The organism is Arthrobacter sp. AOP36-F1-5 (genome assembly GCF_058137995.1).
Genome location: NZ_CM176892.1, coordinates 1657607 through 1675017, shown reverse-complemented (window position 1 = coordinate 1675017; position 17411 = coordinate 1657607). Strand labels below are relative to the sequence as shown.

At 63.3% G+C, this 17411-nt stretch carries 13 protein-coding genes; 9 read left to right on the top strand and 4 right to left on the bottom strand.

Translation table 11 applies throughout. The features are described from left to right. Nucleotides 1–14: 14 nt before the first annotated feature. The 4 genes from AC3ZI9_RS07695 to zorA all read right to left on the bottom strand — a co-directional run bounded on the left by AC3ZI9_RS07695 (nucleotide 15) and on the right by zorA (nucleotide 7164). On the bottom strand, nucleotides 15–3068 hold the full coding sequence (locus AC3ZI9_RS07695; RefSeq protein ID WP_444561378.1) for a DEAD/DEAH box helicase: 3054 nt from the start codon (nucleotides 3066–3068) through the stop codon (nucleotides 15–17). 33 nt (nucleotides 3069–3101) lie between these two features. Continuing rightward, nucleotides 3102–4280 (bottom strand): EH signature domain-containing protein, encoded by a 1179-nt coding sequence (locus AC3ZI9_RS07690; protein WP_489924000.1) that lies wholly within the window; start codon nucleotides 4278–4280, stop codon nucleotides 3102–3104. Between the two features lie 321 nt (nucleotides 4281–4601). Beyond that, nucleotides 4602–5300, bottom strand: coding sequence for an OmpA/MotB family protein (locus AC3ZI9_RS07685; RefSeq protein ID WP_444561380.1), 699 nt, complete (start codon nucleotides 5298–5300; stop codon nucleotides 4602–4604). Nucleotides 5301–5373: 73 nt separating this feature from the next. Then, complete coding sequence (gene zorA, locus AC3ZI9_RS07680; protein ID WP_444561381.1) at nucleotides 5374–7164, bottom strand: anti-phage ZorAB system protein ZorA; 1791 nt, start codon at nucleotides 7162–7164, stop codon at nucleotides 5374–5376. Nucleotides 7165–7556: 392 nt separating this feature from the next. Here zorA and pyrR point away from each other — a divergent pair, with 392 nt between their 5' ends. From pyrR to gmk, 9 genes are all read left to right on the top strand, one after another. Next, nucleotides 7557–8162: a bifunctional pyr operon transcriptional regulator/uracil phosphoribosyltransferase PyrR gene (pyrR, locus tag AC3ZI9_RS07675; protein ID WP_444561382.1), complete on the top strand. Its 606-nt coding sequence runs from the start codon at nucleotides 7557–7559 to the stop codon at nucleotides 8160–8162. Then, the gene (locus AC3ZI9_RS07670; protein ID WP_444561383.1) at nucleotides 8159–9139 is read left to right on the top strand and encodes an aspartate carbamoyltransferase catalytic subunit; all 981 of its coding nucleotides are present in this window, start codon (nucleotides 8159–8161) and stop codon (nucleotides 9137–9139) included. Before pyrR ends, AC3ZI9_RS07670 begins: the two co-directional genes overlap by 4 nt. A 14-nt stretch (nucleotides 9140–9153) precedes the next feature. Then, nucleotides 9154–10488, top strand: coding sequence for a dihydroorotase (locus AC3ZI9_RS07665; RefSeq protein ID WP_489923999.1), 1335 nt, complete (start codon nucleotides 9154–9156; stop codon nucleotides 10486–10488). Beyond that, nucleotides 10485–11030: a PH-like domain-containing protein gene (locus AC3ZI9_RS07660; RefSeq protein ID WP_489923998.1), complete on the top strand. Its 546-nt coding sequence runs from the start codon at nucleotides 10485–10487 to the stop codon at nucleotides 11028–11030. The genes AC3ZI9_RS07665 and AC3ZI9_RS07660 overlap by 4 nt, the downstream gene beginning before the upstream one ends. After that, nucleotides 11027–12214: a glutamine-hydrolyzing carbamoyl-phosphate synthase small subunit gene (gene carA, locus AC3ZI9_RS07655; RefSeq protein ID WP_444566742.1), complete on the top strand. Its 1188-nt coding sequence runs from the start codon at nucleotides 11027–11029 to the stop codon at nucleotides 12212–12214. The genes AC3ZI9_RS07660 and carA overlap by 4 nt, the downstream gene beginning before the upstream one ends. Further along, nucleotides 12214–15513, top strand: coding sequence for a carbamoyl-phosphate synthase large subunit (gene carB / locus AC3ZI9_RS07650; RefSeq protein ID WP_489923997.1), 3300 nt, complete (start codon nucleotides 12214–12216; stop codon nucleotides 15511–15513). Before carA ends, carB begins: the two co-directional genes overlap by 1 nt. A gap of 60 nt (nucleotides 15514–15573) precedes the next feature. After that, the gene (pyrF, locus tag AC3ZI9_RS07645) at nucleotides 15574–16365 is read left to right on the top strand and encodes an orotidine-5'-phosphate decarboxylase (protein ID WP_489924025.1); all 792 of its coding nucleotides are present in this window, start codon (nucleotides 15574–15576) and stop codon (nucleotides 16363–16365) included. A gap of 119 nt (nucleotides 16366–16484) precedes the next feature. After that, the gene (mihF, locus tag AC3ZI9_RS07640) at nucleotides 16485–16820 is read left to right on the top strand and encodes an integration host factor, actinobacterial type (RefSeq protein ID WP_444554904.1); all 336 of its coding nucleotides are present in this window, start codon (nucleotides 16485–16487) and stop codon (nucleotides 16818–16820) included. Between the two features lie 11 nt (nucleotides 16821–16831). Next, nucleotides 16832–17410, top strand: a complete 579-nt coding sequence (gene gmk / locus AC3ZI9_RS07635) for a guanylate kinase (RefSeq protein ID WP_444554905.1) — start codon at nucleotides 16832–16834, stop codon at nucleotides 17408–17410. The last annotated feature ends 1 nt before the right edge of the window (nucleotide 17411 follow it).

The following is a 17411-nucleotide window of genomic DNA, read 5'->3' as shown; positions in this document are numbered from 1 at the left end:
TTTCCTGTACGGAACTACTCCAACCCCAAAGCGGAAAGCATTTCCTTCTCGGACACGGCCTCAGGAACCACGACGGCATCCTTGAGATCCAACTTCTGCTGCAACAGTTGGTTGAGGTTCAGGTCAAAGGAACGAATTGAATCATCGGGATGGATAGCCAACGGCAGGTAGACATGTACCGGCCGTTGTTGCCCAATGCGATAGATCCGATCAGTAGCCTGTGCTTCCTTGGCAGGATTCCAATGACGTTCCAAATGGATGGCATGGTTTGCGGCGGTCACGGTCAGGCCCGTTCCGGCAGCAACCGGTGATATGATGATGACGCCGAATCCTTCCCGCCGCTGAAAGTCCGCGATGAGTTGTTTGCGTGAGGGGGACCGGTCACCGGCCAAAGCTTGGGTATCGCCATTGATGATGTGGACCCGCACGCCATAGCGGTCTTGGAGCCACCGGGCCATGAGCCGTTGAAGCATTTTGTCGATGAGGAAGACGATGGCTTTCTCGCCGCCCTCACGCACCTGGTCGAGAATTTCCAAGGTCGCCTCCACACGGGCGGCGGCTTCGGGAGACACCTCTCGGGCAGCGGGACTCGCATGGCGATCCACAGGATGGAGGCTGACCGTCTTCAGCCCTTGAAGTGTCTTCAGGGCCGCCCCCTTTTTTCCCGAGCGGGCAGAATGGCTGCTGAGCGCCTGAAGGTATTTATGCGCTTGTTCCTCCGGCATATGACGATGGAGCTCCGGCATATAGTCGAGGCCGACGCCGGGCAGTCCACTATGGATCGTCTTCGGAGGCAGATTTTTCAGGTGCTCTTCCTTGATGCGCCTGAGCATGAACGGGCGGACGTGCTCGGCTAGTGCCCGTCCCTTGGCCAGCTGCACTTCAGTACTGGAGTTCTCGACCGAGCGTACCCACTCGCGATTGAACTCCGGCCAGGTGCCCAAGAGGGCTGGCTGTGCCGTGTCCATCAGCGACCAGAGGTCCTTGAGCCGATTCTCCACGGGGGTGCCGGTGCAGATGAGTTTGAACCAGGCCTTGAGTCCCTTGGCTGCTCGCGCTGCCAAAGTCTCCGGGTTCTTGGTCTTTTGCGCTTCGTCGAAGATGACTGCGCCCCATTCGACCTGCCCGAGAGAGAGTTGATAGGACGCGAGTGTCTCGTAGGTGGTGATGACCAATCGGCCGGGTTGGTCGAGGCGGTCCTCTCCTGCCTGAGGACCAACGGCGAGGGAAAGCGTGAGGTCATCTTCGGCCAGCATTCCCGCGGCGTCGAGTAGCGAAGCACTTGCTGCGCTCTCTCGCTGCGCCCCACGGTATTTGAACCGATTTAGATCCTCGCTGGCTTGAAGGACAACCACGTCGTTGAAGGGAGAACGGGTAAAGGTCTCCGATATTTCATCTTTCCAGTTGTCGATGAGCGAAAGTGGCAAGACCGCCAGCATGGGTCGTGGTTCATGACCGCCGCGTTGTTCGAGCTTCTTCATTTCCCTGAGAGCCACCAGGATCATGAACGTTTTACCTAGGCCCATGTCGTCGGCAAGGATGGCCCCCTGGATCCGTGCCCCTTGATCGCGCCGGCCAGCGAGAGCCGCGGACATGAGCCGGACCATCCACTCGATGCCTTCACGTTGGTGCGGGAACGGTTCGCGGCGGAGACCGGAATATTCGATGGGAAAGTGCAAGTCTGCTTCCAGGGCAGCCGTTCGCAGCCGGGCACTGAGCGAATGGGCTTCTCTGATGATGAATCCCACCTGGACTGCGTCGTCGGCTTTTCCGGGCAGCGGAGACACCGGCTCAAGGAATTTTTGACGTGCACGAAACAGAGATGCGTCGACCCGCTGACTATCACTGATGTCGACCAGATGTTCGCCACACGTGGCGATGGATGCGCGACCGGAACGAGCACGTTGAACTGATTCCTCGACTTCCGTGAGTGCGTCTTCTGTTTCTGCGATTTCGGCCAGTATTTCTGGTTCCAGGACCTCATCGGCTTCATCGATCCATTGGATACCGGACTCCGCCGCCTCGTTGAAGGACACCGGCGCCAACACGCCGATCCCCTTGACCCGAACACTGAAAACACCTTCCATATCAACTTTTTCAGCATCGATAAAGCTACCGGGGGCCTCATAGAAATCACCGACACGTTCTGCCGGGATGTGGGGATGGCGATAGATCTCCCGAACGCCATCCATCTGTTCCTTTTCCAAGAGAATAAGGTCGTTGTCGATCCTGAGGACATTCTCATCGCGATCCAGGGCGAGCTGGTGTCGTCGTTCCCGCAGCTCACCGGGACCGTGCCCCGTCCCAAGATTCGGTGACAATGCCAGGGATCCATCGCCCATTTCCTCGACGGTCAGTCCTACCTTTTCCGGGGTGCTCGTCTGAAAACGTTGGAAGTAGCCAAGGTCAAGTGGAAAGGCGGTCCCTACCGACGAGGAAGAGTCGACGTCTTCGTCCAGGTCATTGGGGCGGAATTCCTTGGCTTCAAGCTGCGCCCTCTGTAATTGAGCGATCAGCCGAACGTTGGCGATCTCGCCCCGGTCCTCCGTCGCCATAGCTTGGTGGGAATCAATGGCCGCGAGAGCATGCATCACCGGGCTCGTGAGCCTGTACCAACTGCCGCCGGTCTGGAGGAAGGCACCAGCTCGGGTGTATGGCTCCGGATGCTCTCCCCGCAAGGCCCGAACCGAGAACTCAAAGGATGCTGAGGTGGTGTTGCTCCGTCGCTCAACACTGAATTTTCCCGAATACGTTGACGGAAGAGCAAGAATCGTGGCGACGTCGTCACCGAGCCGGGCGATGTCCTCAGTTGAAACCGAAAACCCGATGCCAGGTAGCTTGAGTGCGCTTCCAGCTTCTTCGAGCATGGACAAGACGATGAACTGGTCTGCGATCGTGGCGGCACCGCCACCGGCGTCCAAGGCATCCAAGTTTTCCTGATTTGTCGTCCATGTCGCCCCAGTCGCGTCCATGTGGAGCTCGAGACGGGTGGTATCTAGCGCGGCAACATCCGCAGGCGTGGAATCAGTCGCCTTCGCGCGTTGCCTGTTCCTATCGAACAAGCCCATCTGGTCATCCTTTCGTTGGCGCCCTGAGAGTCGCTATTTCGCTGGACGTCTGATGCCGAACCGTACGGCGTAGTTTCGGTAGGTGTTGGGATCTAGAAGACTCTTCTCCGGCAACCAAATGTCGTGATCAATCAAGAAGTCCATGGCCTTGAATTGCCAGGTCCCGTTTTCGGAACCTTGGTGGGTGACATCAACATAGGCGGACGGATAAACATTGGATCGAAGGAAATCTTGTGGAACATCTTCGCGAAGGAACCCAGGGGTGAAAGTCCCCTTGCTTCGGTCGCGCAGCGCCGCGGCTGGTTTGCCGACATAGACCCACAACCGGAAATTATGCGAACCTTCAACCAAATGGAAATCGCCGCAGTCCACGAAGATGATGGATTTTTGGGAATCTTGTTTCAGAAGGGCAATGTCCGAGCGTAACGATTTTCCGAGCCGCTCGCGTACGTACTTCGTCGCTTGGTTGCCGAGGATCAGGCGTGTTTCCTTGATGAGGCCAAGCCCGAGAAGTCCTTCGAGGAAGGCCTTTCTTCCGGGGAACATGCGCTGGAGATCTTCTTGGCCCGAGCGAATCCCGTATTCTTCGACAGCTGCCAGAAAGAGACCGAGGTCCTGGGCACTAAGCCACGACTTGACCCGGTCGATGCACGATTGGGGGAGGGGCCTCCACCATTCAAACCACTCTCTGGTGTGTTCTAGCCGGGGGTCCCTGGCGATAGTCAGGATGGTATCGAGCCAAGCCGTCCCGGGCTTCTGGTCCTTATCCGACATGGCTTGAAGGATCTTATGTCCGAAATAGCCGCCTTGAACTGGGGCCTTAAAGACCGACGGTTGGGTGAGTTCGGCTAGGAAGTCGTGATCCGTGGCGGGATCCGCGTCGTGAATCTGCTGAACGTAGTACCAAAGCCGGATTTGTTCGCCGTAGTCTCCACCATCGAACCCCGGGAGTCCGGCTCCATCTAGAAACTCCTCGAGGCTTCGCCCATTCCGGATGGAGTTTCGAGCAACTGTCTCCGGGCCTGTCGGGTCAAGAATCAGCTCCGCGTGACTTCGGGTAAATTCAATGACGTCCTTGCGATCCTGCTTTGCTTCAAGGTTGCCGATGGACTGTGTAATACGACTACTAAGCGCCGCAAGAAGTCCTGATTGCCAGGACTCCAACCGGCTGAAATAGCGTAGATGAACCATGAGCAACCCTGCAGTCGCCATGCGGGACAGCCTATGTGAGGAATCCCCGAGCAACTCCAGCGGTGTGATCCGCAAAGTGGAGGCCGCGATATCAGGTTCGTCATTCCACAACGAGATGAATGCCCGACCCATCTTCCTTTCGTTCAGGGCTGCAACAATTTCTGCACTGTCTCCGCGCAGAAGGACCTCTCTTGCCCTCCCGAGGAGAGGGGTAATACCTACCCCGGCGTTAGCGCTGCTCGATAGGCGACTGGCGTGGCTGAACAATCGCGCCCAGCCCTCAGTGGCTGCCACCTGCGATGAAGGGCTGAACAGTTCTGGGGCCGGGGGGCGCCCAAACATCTATTGACCAGCCTTATCGAGATTCTTGCTGATATCGAGTAGGTCATCCGCATCGGGACGTACGATGGTAAAGCGAATATCGATACGCCGGTTTGCAGCCCGATTCGCGTCGTTGTCCTGCTGTGAGGCGACGGGTCGGCTTTGTCCGTAGCCCGAGACGGAGAAGAGCAGCTGGCTGCTTTGGTTCTCGAGTTTTCCCAAATTCAGTGTGGGTGAGAGTTCCTCGTCCCATAGCGACCACAGGGAGATGGCCCGGAAGGTGGACAGACCCCAATTGCCTGTCCCTTCTAACCCCTTGAACACGACGTTGTCGGTATGACCCTCTACGAAGACGGTGTCCAAGAACTGCATGCGGTCATCGGTCTGAATACTCTCCGAAATCACGGAGCCAATCGATAAGGCAACGCCCTTGAATTCATCGTCAATGTCGTACGAGGCAGCAGCAAAGCCCAATTTTTCGCTGGGAATGCTTAGCACCGAGTTATTTTCAGTAATCAAGACATCGATACCGCGATCCTTGAGAGTCTTTTGCATCTCCTCCAGCATGTCCTTGCGGACAATTTCGGCTTCCCTCAGAGTCGAGACCTGTTCGTTGAATCGATCCTGCTGAACCTGGACTTTGTCTTGTTGTCCAGATAGCTCTTGCTGTTTCTCCGATAGCTGCAACACCAGAACAACCACCGCCAGGATGAAGATCATGACCAAGGCCGACATCAGGTCCGAAAAGGAAATCCAGAACGAGTCCCCCTCCTCGTTCGACTGAGACTTCGACCTACGCCGTGTGAACGCCACTCTTCACACGCCCTTTCAAATCGTCGATCTCCTCAAGGGTGTCTTGTAGGCCTTGTGCGATATTGAGCATCTTGCCTGCATACGCTTGACTCTGGGTGTTCCATTCCTCGAAGCGGTTTTGCGTCTGGTCGGATACCGCTGTCGAATATTCGTTGAGCCACTGCCGCATAGAATCCTGCGTAGCCTCCAGACGTGTCGTCAGACCATTGGTGAGGTGTTCAAATTCTGTGTGGAGCCCCTGGAGATAAGATTTTTGATGCTGTTCCAGGGCGGTGAAACCGTCCCTGGACGTTGCTGCAGCCTCGGTCAATGACTTTCCCGCCTCCTGCATATGACCGTGTAAACGTTTCAACTCTTCGCGTTGCTGCGCGAATGTGTCCACGATGCCTTGCTGTTGATCCACTGTTTGAAGCAGCTTTTCCGTTGAGGAATCCAGGAGCTCGGCGGAGGCCGACGTGCGTTCCCCAATAGTTGCGGACGCGTCGGTGAACGCATTCGCGGACTTTTCAAGGTCCCGTGATGCACTTTGTAAGTGCTGGGAGGAAGTCTTCATCGTCAGGCCGGCGGCATCAACGGTCTCGGCCAGGATGGCGACCACCTCTTCGGTATGGGTCCGTTGCTTCGACATGGCCACTAGCAACTCCTCCAACCGTTTTTGGGAGGCCTCGGACTGTTCGCCGGTCTTTTCCATCATGCCGTCGACCGTGGATGTCAGCCGTTCCATCATGCTGCTGAACTCACCACTCATGGCACCTAGGGATTCGCCGACGCTGCCTGCGGCCTCTCCCATTTGCTGCGCCTGCCGATTCCCGATGTCCTCGAACGAAGAGGCGAACTTTCCCACCAGGTGTTCAAAGACTTCACTTGACTGCTTCGACGCCGATTCACTGATCTGGGCCATCGCTGGCGTGACGGAGGATTCGAGGGCAGCAGTCACCGCTGCCTGCATGTCTTGAGACAATCCGGTCACTGCTCGTTGCAGCTCGACGCCGATCTTTTCGTGAAGCTCTTGCAGAGCAGTGTTCGAGTCCACGGAATTTCGTTCGATCTCGATAAGCGATCGTTCTGCCGTGTGTCGACTGAAGAGATGGTCGATACGTTCCTGGATCTTCTTGACGTGACGGGAGACTTGGTTGGCGACCCGATTGCCCCACATATTTGCCGCCAGGCTGAGTGAAACCCCAAGAATCGATGTCAGGAACGCCAGGGAGGCACCTGAGATCAGTTCACCGATGCCGGAACGCAATTCCGCGCTATCGGCATCGCTGCCCAGATCCAATCCCCAGAGACCCGCCACTAGCCCTACGAAGGTCCCCAACACACCCAGCGCGGTCAGAGCGGACGGGAGGAACTTTTGAATTCGGTTATGCAACACCTCGCCCGCCAGGGTTTCAGTGTCGAAGAAGTATTCAGCATCCACTGTGTTGAATAAACGGCGTCGGTCAGGGGACTCGACCAGCGACTCGTCGAACTCCATCCATGCTTCTGGCGCAGCCCGAGAGGATTCCCGGAGGGCACGGGCCGTGTCCAAGGCAGACTGTCGCATGGCAACGAGGTTCTCGTCGCTCAGTGGGGCAAGGATGGTCTCGAGCTGGCGAATCCGTTGCTGGGCCTTCTTTTGTCCGCGCTTGAGCGAATATCCGAACCAGGTAAAGCATCCGCCCAGAACCGGGACGAAGCAGATCAGCAGCCAGAAGGCCACCGGGGTCAGGTCCAGGCCCAAGAGATTGATGGTGCTGGCAGAGTGAATTTGGGCTGCACTAGGCAACATGATGTTTCCCCCCATAAGCGCTGCCGAGCAACATCACGTGATCAAGGAAGCGACGCGTAACAAGTTAGGCCATCGACTCTACTCTGCGCACGTCACCCCATAAAACTGATATTCCAATGTGCAACAGTGAAATGCCTACCGAAGTTCTCGAGGCTTCCAAGGACTCCTGGGTGTCTTTGAATAGCCTCACTTGACGAGATCAACGTGGAGGGCTTGACACGGACCGATCGTGGGAGTTTGACGGGCCAGAGACAGAACATGAGCAAGGCCTCGTGACACATATCCCCGCAGCGCCTACCCCCCGGGCGGGAACCGGCGTCGTCCTGTGGTAATTTTGAGCGAGCAGTCACCCTTTAAATTCCGTCCAGTGAGGCGGGGAAGGAGGCGGCATCATGGAAACACACGGCGCCACCGACGAGACCGGGCCCACCGGTCCCAGCAGCGTTCGCACGGTTCTCTCCGAAGCCGACATCTCGCGTGTGCTCACCCGCATCGCGCATGAAATCATCGAAGCCAATAAGGGCACCGAGGACCTGGTCCTGCTGGGCATCCCCACCCGCGGCTTCCCCTTGGCCCAACGGCTGGCCCAGCGCATCGCCCGAGCCGAACCGGGCACCAATCCCGAAACGATCACCGGTCAACTCGACATCACCATGTACAGGGACGATCTACGCCACTCCACCACCCGCACGCCCTTGCCCACGAAGCTGCCCGCCGGGGGGATCGACGGCAAGGTCGTGGTCCTCGTCGACGACGTGCTCTACTCCGGGCGGACCATCCGCGCGGCCCTGGACGCCCTCTCCGACCTGGGACGACCGCGTATCGTGAGGCTGGCAGTGCTGGTCGACCGGGGCCACCGCGAACTGCCGATCCGGGCCGACCACGTCGGCAAGAACCTGCCGACCGCCTCCTCCGAAAAGGTGCGGGTCCGCCTCGGCGAACTGGACACCGACCACGGCGAACCAGTGAACGACGTCGTCATCGAGTCCCGCGCATGAGGCATCTGCTCTCCACCGCCGATCTGGCGCGCACCGATGCCATCCGGATCCTGGACATCGCCGAGGACATGGCCGCCGTGGGAACCCGCGAGGTCAAGAAGCTCCCGGCCCTGCGCGGGCGCACCGTGGTGAACCTGTTCTTCGAGGACTCCACCCGCACCCGCATCTCCTTCGAGGCCGCCGCCAAACGCCTCTCCGCCGATGTCATCAACTTCTCCGCCAAGGGCTCCTCGGTGTCCAAGGGCGAATCGTTGAAGGACACCGCCCAGACGCTCAAGGCGATCGGCGCCGACGGGGTCGTCATCCGCCACGGGTCCTCCGGGGCCCCGGCCAGGCTGGCCGCCGCCGGCTGGATCGACGCCCCGGTGGTCAATGCCGGGGACGGCACCCACGAACACCCCACCCAGGCCCTGCTGGATGCCTTCACGCTGCGCAACCACTGGGCGCAGGTCCAGGGCGTGGACTCCACCGGCTCGGACCTGACGGGCATGCGCGTGGTCATCGTCGGGGACATCCTGCACTCCCGGGTCGCCCGCTCGAACCTGTGGCTGCTGCGCACCCTGGGAGCCGAAGTCACCCTGGTCGCCCCGCCGACCCTGTTGCCGGTCGGCGCGGCCGCCTGGCCGTGCACCATCAGCTACGACCTCGACGCCACCCTGGCCGAAGGGGCGGATGCGGTGATGATGCTGCGCCTGCAGGCCGAACGCCAACATGCCTCCTTCTTCCCCAGCACCCGCGAATATTCGCGGATCTGGGGTTTCGACGACGCTCGGCTGGCCGCATTGGACACCCAGCCCGGCCGCGAGACGATCATCCTGCACCCCGGGCCGATGAACCGTGGGCTGGAAATCTCCTCGGCCGCCGCGGATTCCCCCCGCTCCACCGTGCTGGAACAGGTCAGCAACGGCGTCGCCGTGCGCATGGCCGTCTTGTACCTCCTGCTGTCCGCGGACCCACAGCAACCGGGCTCCCTCTGAGAATCGAGAAACACATGAGCACCACCACCTACCTCATCCGCGGCGCCACCCTCGGCGGGGCCGAGGAGACCGATCTGCTGCTGGTCGACGGCCTCATCGCCGCCGTCGGCCCCGACGCACGAACCCATGAAGCAGCGGCCACCGCAGAAGTCATCGAGGCCGCCGGGCTGATCGCCCTGCCGGGTCTGGTCGACCTGCACACCCACCTGCGCGAACCCGGACGCGAAGACGCCGAAACCGTCGAAACCGGGACCCGGGCCGCGGCCCGCGGCGGATTCACCGCCGTGCATGCCATGGCCAATTCCACCCCCGTGGCCGATACCGCAGGCGTCGTGGAACAAGTCCACAACCTGGGTCAGCGCAGCGGCTGGGTCGACGTCCGACCCGTCGGCGCAGTGACTGTCGGCCTGGCCGGGGAGCGCCTCTCCGAGATCGGCGCGATGGCCGACTCCCGGGCCCGGGTCCGGGTCTTCTCCGACGACGGGATCTGCGTCTGGGACCCGGTGCTGATGCGTCGGGCGCTGGAATACGTGAAGGCCTTCGACGGGGTCATCGCCCAGCACGCCCAGGAACCCCGGTTGACCGAGGGCGCCCAGATGAACGAAGGCGAGGTCTCCGCCGTCCTGGGGCTGGCCGGCTGGCCGGCGGTGGCCGAGGAATCGATCATCGCCCGGGACGTCCTGCTGGCCCAGCATGTCGGCTCGCGGCTGCATGTCTGCCATGTCTCCACCGCGGGCTCGGTGGAGATCATCCGCTGGGCCAAATCCCTCGGCATCAACGTCACCGCCGAAGCCACCCCGCACCACCTGCTGCTCACCGACGAAATGGTGCGCAGCTACGACCCCGTCTACAAGGTCAATCCGCCGCTGCGCCGCGAAGCCGATGTGATGGCCCTGCGCGCCGGACTGGCCGACGGGACCATCGACATCATCGGCACCGATCATGCACCGCATCCCTCCGAAGCCAAGGACTGCGAATGGGCGCAGGCCGCCATGGGGATGACCGGGCTGGAAACAGCGCTCTCGGTCGTCCAGCACACCCTGGTCGACACGGGCCTGATGAGCTGGGAAGGGGTCGCGCGCATCACCTCGACCACGCCGGCGCTGATCGGCCGGCTCACCGACCAGGGCCGTCCGTTGGCCGCCGGGGAACCGGCCAACCTGATCCTGGTGGATCCCGCGGCCCGCTGGACGGTGGACCCGTCGACGATGTCCACCAAGGGGCGGAACTCGCCGTTCGCCGGCATGGAACTGCCCGGGAGTGTGCGCGCGACGTTCTTCCACGGCCACCCCACCGTCCTCGACGGGGCCCTGGCCACCCCTCGGCCCTACACCGGAGCCCCAGCATGAGCGAATATGCCCCGTATCTGATCGGCATCGTGGTGATCGCCGCCGTGGCGATCCTGCTGATGCGCATCGGCTGGCGTCACCGCCAGGGCCGTCAGGCAGATGTCGCAGCACCGGCGCAGATCCCCACCGAACTAGGCGCACCCGTGGCCCAGGCCGTTGGCCAATACGTGTCCACGACGACGGCGGGGGACTGGTTGGACCGCATCAGCGTCCACGGCCTGGGCATGAAGTCCAATGCCGACCTCTCCGTGCACACCGATGGCGTGCTGTTCTCCCGCACCGGGGCCCCCGATATGTTCATCCCCGCCGCCGACCTGGAATCGGTGCGCCGGGAATCCGGCATGGCCGGCAAGTTCGTCGAAGCCGGTGGCCTGCTGGTCCTGGGCTGGCAATTGGGGGAACACCACCTCGATACCGGTTTCCGACCGCGACGGGCCGAGGACATGGCCCCACTGGTGGCAGCAGCCGAATCCCTCATCCCCGCAACCGGCGCCGCAGCGCCCAACCCCGACCGCACCGCACCGAAGAAGGACAAGCCATGAGCGTCAACACCACCCCCGAGCCGGCAGTACTGGTCCTGGAGGACGGCCGGATCTTCCGCGGCCAGTCCTATGGAGCCGGTGGCACCACCCTGGGAGAGGCGGTCTTCACCACCGGCATGACCGGCTACCAGGAGACCCTCACCGATCCCTCCTATGCCCGCCAGCTGATCGTCCAGACGGCCCCGCATATCGGCAACACGGGCATCAACGTCCAGGACAACGAATCCGATCGCATCTGGGCCGCCGGCTACGTCGTCCGCGACGCGGCCCGCCGTCCCTCCAACTGGCGCTCCGAAGGGACGCTGGACGAGGAACTGGTCCGTCAGGGCATCGTGGGCATCCAGGGCGTGGACACCCGGGCCATCACCCGCCACCTGCGTGAACGCGGGGCCATGAAGGCCGGGATCTTCTCCGGGGACGACGCCGTGGCCCCCGACGCCGAGCTCGTCGCCCGGGTCGCCGCGCAGGAATCGATGGAGGGCTCCCAACTGGCCGAGGAGGTCAGCGTGAAAACCGCCTACACGGTGGAACCGGCCGACTACGGCTGGCAGGGCGAACCGCGCTTCACCATTGCCGCCATCGACCTGGGCATCAAATCCACCACGCCGGAGCGCTTGGCCGAGCGCGGACTGCGGGTGCACGTGGTCCCGGCAACCAGCACGTTCGAGGACCTCACCGCGCTGGAGCCCGACGGCGTGTTCATCTCCAACGGCCCCGGCGACCCGGCCACCGCCACCGCCCAGGTGGCCACCCTGCGCCGGGTGCTCGAGGCGCGGATCCCGTACTTCGGCATCTGCTTCGGCAACCAGATCCTGGGCCGGGCCCTGGGCTTCGGCACCTATAAGCTGCGCTACGGGCACCGCGGGATCAACCAGCCGGTCATGGACCTGTCCACCGGGAAGGTGGAGATCACCAGCCAGAACCACGGCTTCGCCGTCGACGCCCCCCGCGGGGGTGCCTTCCAGGCCCCCGAGCAGAAGTTCGGGCGGGTGGAGGTCTCCCACGTCTCGCTGAACGACGACGTCGTCGAAGGGCTGCACTGCCTGGACGTTCCTGCCTTCTCCGTCCAATACCACCCCGAGGCAGCCGCCGGTCCCCACGATTCCGCCTACCTCTTTGACCGCTTTTTCGACATGATGGCCGCCCACGGCGACCAGTCCACGAACTCCAAGGAAGAGAACTAATGCCCAAGCGCGAAGACCTCAAGTCAGTCCTGGTCATCGGGTCGGGCCCGATCGTCATCGGACAGGCCGCCGAATTCGACTATTCGGGAACGCAGGCGCTGCGTGTGCTGCGCGAGGAGGGCCTGCGGGTCATCCTGGTGAACTCGAACCCGGCCACCATCATGACCGACCCGGAGTTCGCCGACGCGACCTACATCGAACCCATCACCCCCGAGGTGGTGGAGAAGATCATCGCCAAGGAACGCCCCGACGCCATCCTGCCGACCCTGGGCGGACAGACCGCACTGAACACGGCCATCGCCCTGGACAAATCGGGGGCGCTGCAGCGCCATAACGTGGAACTGATCGGCGCGAACATCGAAGCCATCGAACTCGGCGAGGACCGCGAGAAGTTCAAGGGCGTCGTCGAACGCTGCGGGGCCGAATCCGCGAAGTCGATCATCGTGCACTCCATGGACGAGGCCTTCGCCGCCGTGGAGGAACTGAACTACCCCGTCGTCGTCCGCCCCTCCTTCACCATGGGCGGGCTCGGCTCGGGGATGGCCTACAACGCGCAGGACCTGCGCCGCATCGCCGGGGCCGGCATCCAGTACTCCCCGACCTCCGAGGTGCTCCTGGAGGAGTCCATCCTGGGCTGGAAGGAATACGAGCTGGAAATGATGCGCGACGCGAACGACAACGTCGTGGTCGTCTGCTCCATCGAGAACTTCGACCCCGTGGGGGTGCACACCGGTGACTCCATCACCGTCGCCCCGGCCATGACGTTGACCGATCGCGAATACCAGAAGCTGCGCACCATCTCGATCGCGGTCATCCGCGAGGTCGGGGTGGACACCGGCGGCTGCAACATCCAGTTCGCGATCGAACCCGACACCGGCCGGGTGGTCGTCATCGAAATGAACCCGCGCGTCTCCCGTTCCTCCGCGCTGGCCTCGAAGGCCACCGGTTTCGCGATCGCCAAGATCGCCACCAAGCTCTCCCTGGGCTACACCCTGGACGAGATCCCCAACGACATCACCCGCAAGACCCCGGCCAGCTTCGAACCGGCGCTGGACTACGTCGTGGTGAAGGTCCCGCGGTTCGCCTTCGAGAAGTTCCCGGCGGCGGATCCGACCCTGACCACCACCATGAAGTCCGTCGGGGAGGCCATGGCCATCGGCCGCAACTTCACCGAGGCCCTGCAGAAGGCGCTGCGTTCGCTGGAACAGCGCGACGCCCAGCTGCAGTTCACCACACCGAACGCGATGGACGTGCCCGGTCTGCTCGAACGCAGCCGGGTCGGCACCACCGGCCGGCTGGCCATGGTCCAGCAGGCACTGCTGGGCGGGGCGAGCATCGAGGAGACCTACGAGGCCACCGGGATCGACCCCTGGTACCTGGACCAGCTGGTGCTCATCAACGAGATCGCCGAACGGATCCGGGAGGCGGGCTCCCTCACCGAGGACGTGCTGCGTCTGGCCAAACGCCACGGTTTCTCCGATGAGCAGATCGGCGCGCTGACCCACACCCCCGAGGCAGTGGTACGCGGGGTGCGTCATGCCCTGGGCGTGCGCCCCGTCTATAAGACGGTCGATACCTGTGCTGCCGAATTCGCCGCCTACACCCCGTACCACTACTCCTCCTACGACGAGGAGTCCGAGGTCGAGGTGCATGAGAAGCCCTCGATCATCATCCTGGGCTCGGGACCGAACCGGATCGGCCAGGGAATCGAGTTCGACTACTCCTGCGTCCACGCCACCATGGCGTTGCGGGAGGCCGGACACGAGACGGTCATGATCAACTGCAACCCCGAAACGGTCTCCACCGACTACGACGTCTCCACGCGGCTGTACTTCGAGCCGCTGACCCTGGAGGACGTGCTGGAGGTCATCCACGCCGAGGAGGCGACCGGCGGGGTGCTGGGCGTCTTCGTCCAGCTCGGCGGGCAGACCCCGCTGAAGCTGGCCCAGGAACTGGCCGACGCCGGGGTCCCGATCCTGGGCACCTCGCCGGAGGCGATCGACCTGGCCGAACACCGGGGTGCCTTCCAGCAGGTCCTGGACGCCGGAGGGCTCATCGCCCCGAAGAACGGCACCGCAGTCTCCTTCGAGGACGCCAAGCGCATCGCCGACGAGATCGGCTACCCGGTCCTGGTCAGGCCCTCCTACGTGCTGGGCGGCCGCGGCATGGAAATCGTCTACGACGAGCCGAACCTCGCCCGCTACATCGAACACGCCACCGAGATCACCATCGACCACCCGGTGCTGGTGGACCGTTTCCTGGAGGATGCCATCGAAATCGATGTCGACGCCCTCTACGACGGCACCGACATCTACGTGGGCGGCATCATGGAACACGTGGAGGAGGCCGGCATCCACTCCGGTGACTCCGCCTGCGTGCTGCCCCCAATCACCCTGGGCACCGAGGTCCAGGCCCGGGTGGCCGAAGCCACGCTGGCCATCGCCCGCGGGGTGGGGGTCCAGGGGCTGATCAACATCCAGTTCGCCCTGGCCTCCGACGTCCTCTACGTCATCGAAGCCAACCCGCGGGCCTCCCGCACGGTGCCGTTCGTCTCCAAGGCCACCGGGGTGCAGTTGGCCAAGGGGGCCGCCCTGATCGGGACGGGGGTCTCGATCAAGCACCTGCGCGAGGTCCACCACCTGCTGCCGGCCAGCGGCGACGGATCGCATCTTCCCGACGACGCCCCGGTCTCGGTGAAGGAGGCCGTACTGCCCTTCGCCCGCTTCCGCACCCCCGAAGGCCGGGTCGTCGACTCGCTGCTGGGCCCGGAAATGCGCTCCACCGGCGAGGTCATGGGCATCGACAAGTACTTCGACACCGCCTTCGCCAAGAGCCAGGCGGCCGCGAATTCGCCGTTGCCCACCCACGGACGGGTCTTCGTCTCGGTGGCCAACCGGGATAAGCGCTCCATCGTGCTGCCGGTGAAGCACCTGGCCGATCTGGGCTTCGAGATCGTCTCCACCGGCGGGACCGCCGAGGTCCTGCGCCGCAACGGCATCACCGCCACCGTGGTCCGCAAGGTCCGCGAAGGCACCGAGGACGGGGAAGCCACGATCGCGGATCTGATCACCGACGGCAAGATCGACATGATCCTGAACACCCCCTCGGGAGGCGATGCCCGCGGAGACGGGTACGAGATCCGGGCGGCCGCTACCTCGGTCGGCACCCCGGTGATCACCACGGTGGCCTCCTTCGGGGCGGCCATCCAGGCGATCCAGGCGATGCGCCAGTTCGAATGGTCGGTCACCTCCCTGCAGGAGCACGCCGAACGGCTCAACGACTCCCGCCAGGGGGCCTGAGCCGTGAGTGCACCGCACGACGCCGGCCGGGAGCCTTTCGGCTCCCGGCTGGCCCGGGCCATGGCCGTGCACGGTCCGCTCTGCGTGGGGATCGACCCGCATCCGGGGTTGCTGGCCGACTGGGCGTTGACCGACGATGCGGCCGGGGTGGAACGATTTGCCCTCTCGGTGGTGGAGGCCCTGGCCGGAGAAGTCGCCATGGTCAAACCCCAGGTCGCCCTGTTCGAACGCCACGGGTCGGCCGGAATGGCCGCCCTGGAACGGACCCTGGCTGCATGTTCGCAGGCCGGGCTGCTGTCCCTGGCCGATGCCAAACGCGGGGATATCGGCTCCACCATGGCCGCCTATGCGGACGCCTGGCTGCGCGATGGGTCCCCCCTGGCCGCTGATGCGGTGACGCTGAGCCCCTATCTGGGGTTCGGGTCGCTGCGTCCGGCCCTGGAGGCCGCCGCCGCCAGCGGCCGCGGGGTCTTCGTCCTGGCGCTGACCTCCAACCCCGAGGGGGCCAGCGTCCAGCATGTCGGCGGGGCCGCCTCGGTGGCGCGGGGGATCGTCGAGGCCACGGCCCGGGAGAACCAGGGAGCGCAGCTGGGCTCCACCGGGTTGGTGATCGGGGCGACCGTCGGCCCGGCCCTGGAGGAACTGGGGATCGATCTGGCGGCCAGCCAGGCCCCGATCCTGGCCCCGGGGCTGGGGGCACAAGGAGCCACGCCGGAGGATTTGCGGGCGGTGTTCGGCGCGGTCTGGGACCAACTGGTGCCCACCTCCAGCCGCGACATCCTGCGCCATGGACCCGATATCGCGACGCTGCGCAGGGCCGCCATCGACGTCCAGGACTCCTTGCGCGGTTGAGTCGGCAGGCCTGCGACCATTGCGCCTGGTCCCAGGGTTCGCTAGGTTCGGATCACATCGTCACTAGGCACGTTCGGTTCCCGGTGACGACCGATTCCTAGTCGGCAGGGGATTACGCTATGGTTTTGAAGTCATTATCGGAGGAAGACCGTGCGAAGGCGAGGGCCAAGGCCCTGGTCTCGCGGACCCGCCGAGCCGAGGTGAAGAACAGCTTCGGCCGCGGCGAGTTGCCCATTGCGGAGCTGCTCGAGCTGGCCCGCAGCGATGAGGCGGTCGGACGCCTCCGCGTTGCGGATCTGTTGGAGTCGGTTCCCGGGATTGGTTCGGTCAGGGCCGCGGCGCTGATGGAACGCATCGGCATCTCGGCGAATCGCCGGTTGCGCGGCCTGGGACGTAAACAGCAGGCGGCGCTGCGGTCCCACTTCGACGACACGCCGCCGCACGCAAAAAAGTAACAAAGGACACCATGCCGGCTTCCAGCCACCCGCCAGTCACCGTCCTCGCCGGCCCCACAGCAGTGGGCAAGGGGACCGTTTCCACCTACATCCGTGACCACTACCCGGAGGTGTGGCTCTCCGTTTCGGCGACGACACGCGACCCCCGGCCGGGGGAGCAGGATGGAATCCACTATTTCTTCGTGGGCCCGGACGCCTTCGACGAACTGGTCGGGGCCGGGGACATGCTCGAATGGGCGGTGGTCCACGGACGCAACCGCTACGGGACGATCCGCACCAAGGTCGCCGAAGCCGTGGCCGCCGGACGCCGGGTCCTGTTGGAGATAGACCTGCAGGGTGCCCGCCAGGTGAAGGAGTCGTTGCCGGAGGCGAAATTCGTGTTCCTGGCCCCGCCCAGCTGGGAGGAACTGGTCCGCCGGCTCATCGGACGCGGCACCGAATCGGAGGAGGAACAGCAAAGACGGCTCGATACCGCTAAACTGGAACTCGCTGCCGAATCCGAATTCGACGTCACCATCGTGAACGACGATATTCGGCGTGCAGCCGACGAGCTGGTTTCCCAGATGGGCCTGACTCCGCACCAGCGGTAGT

What these genes read in the sequence shown, in the direction of transcription:
- AC3ZI9_RS07695 (WP_444561378.1), bottom strand. Translation starts at nt 3,068, where the DNA reads ATGGGCTTGTTCGATAGGAACAGGCAACGCGCGAAGGCGACTGATTCC.
- AC3ZI9_RS07690 (WP_489924000.1), bottom strand. Translation starts at nt 4,280, where the DNA reads ATGGCGACTGCAGGGTTGCTCATGGTTCATCTACGCTATTTCAGCCGG.
- AC3ZI9_RS07685 (WP_444561380.1), bottom strand. Translation starts at nt 5,300, where the DNA reads ATGATCTTCATCCTGGCGGTGGTTGTTCTGGTGTTGCAGCTATCGGAG.
- zorA (WP_444561381.1), bottom strand. Translation starts at nt 7,164, where the DNA reads ATGTTGCCTAGTGCAGCCCAAATTCACTCTGCCAGCACCATCAATCTC.
- pyrR (WP_444561382.1), top strand. Translation starts at nt 7,557, where the DNA reads ATGGAAACACACGGCGCCACCGACGAGACCGGGCCCACCGGTCCCAGC.
- AC3ZI9_RS07670 (WP_444561383.1), top strand. Translation starts at nt 8,159, where the DNA reads ATGAGGCATCTGCTCTCCACCGCCGATCTGGCGCGCACCGATGCCATC.
- AC3ZI9_RS07665 (WP_489923999.1), top strand. Translation starts at nt 9,154, where the DNA reads ATGAGCACCACCACCTACCTCATCCGCGGCGCCACCCTCGGCGGGGCC.
- AC3ZI9_RS07660 (WP_489923998.1), top strand. Translation starts at nt 10,485, where the DNA reads ATGAGCGAATATGCCCCGTATCTGATCGGCATCGTGGTGATCGCCGCC.
- carA (WP_444566742.1), top strand. Translation starts at nt 11,027, where the DNA reads ATGAGCGTCAACACCACCCCCGAGCCGGCAGTACTGGTCCTGGAGGAC.
- carB (WP_489923997.1), top strand. Translation starts at nt 12,214, where the DNA reads ATGCCCAAGCGCGAAGACCTCAAGTCAGTCCTGGTCATCGGGTCGGGC.
- pyrF (WP_489924025.1), top strand. Translation starts at nt 15,574, where the DNA reads ATGGCCGTGCACGGTCCGCTCTGCGTGGGGATCGACCCGCATCCGGGG.
- mihF (WP_444554904.1), top strand. Translation starts at nt 16,485, where the DNA reads ATGGTTTTGAAGTCATTATCGGAGGAAGACCGTGCGAAGGCGAGGGCC.
- gmk (WP_444554905.1), top strand. Translation starts at nt 16,832, where the DNA reads ATGCCGGCTTCCAGCCACCCGCCAGTCACCGTCCTCGCCGGCCCCACA.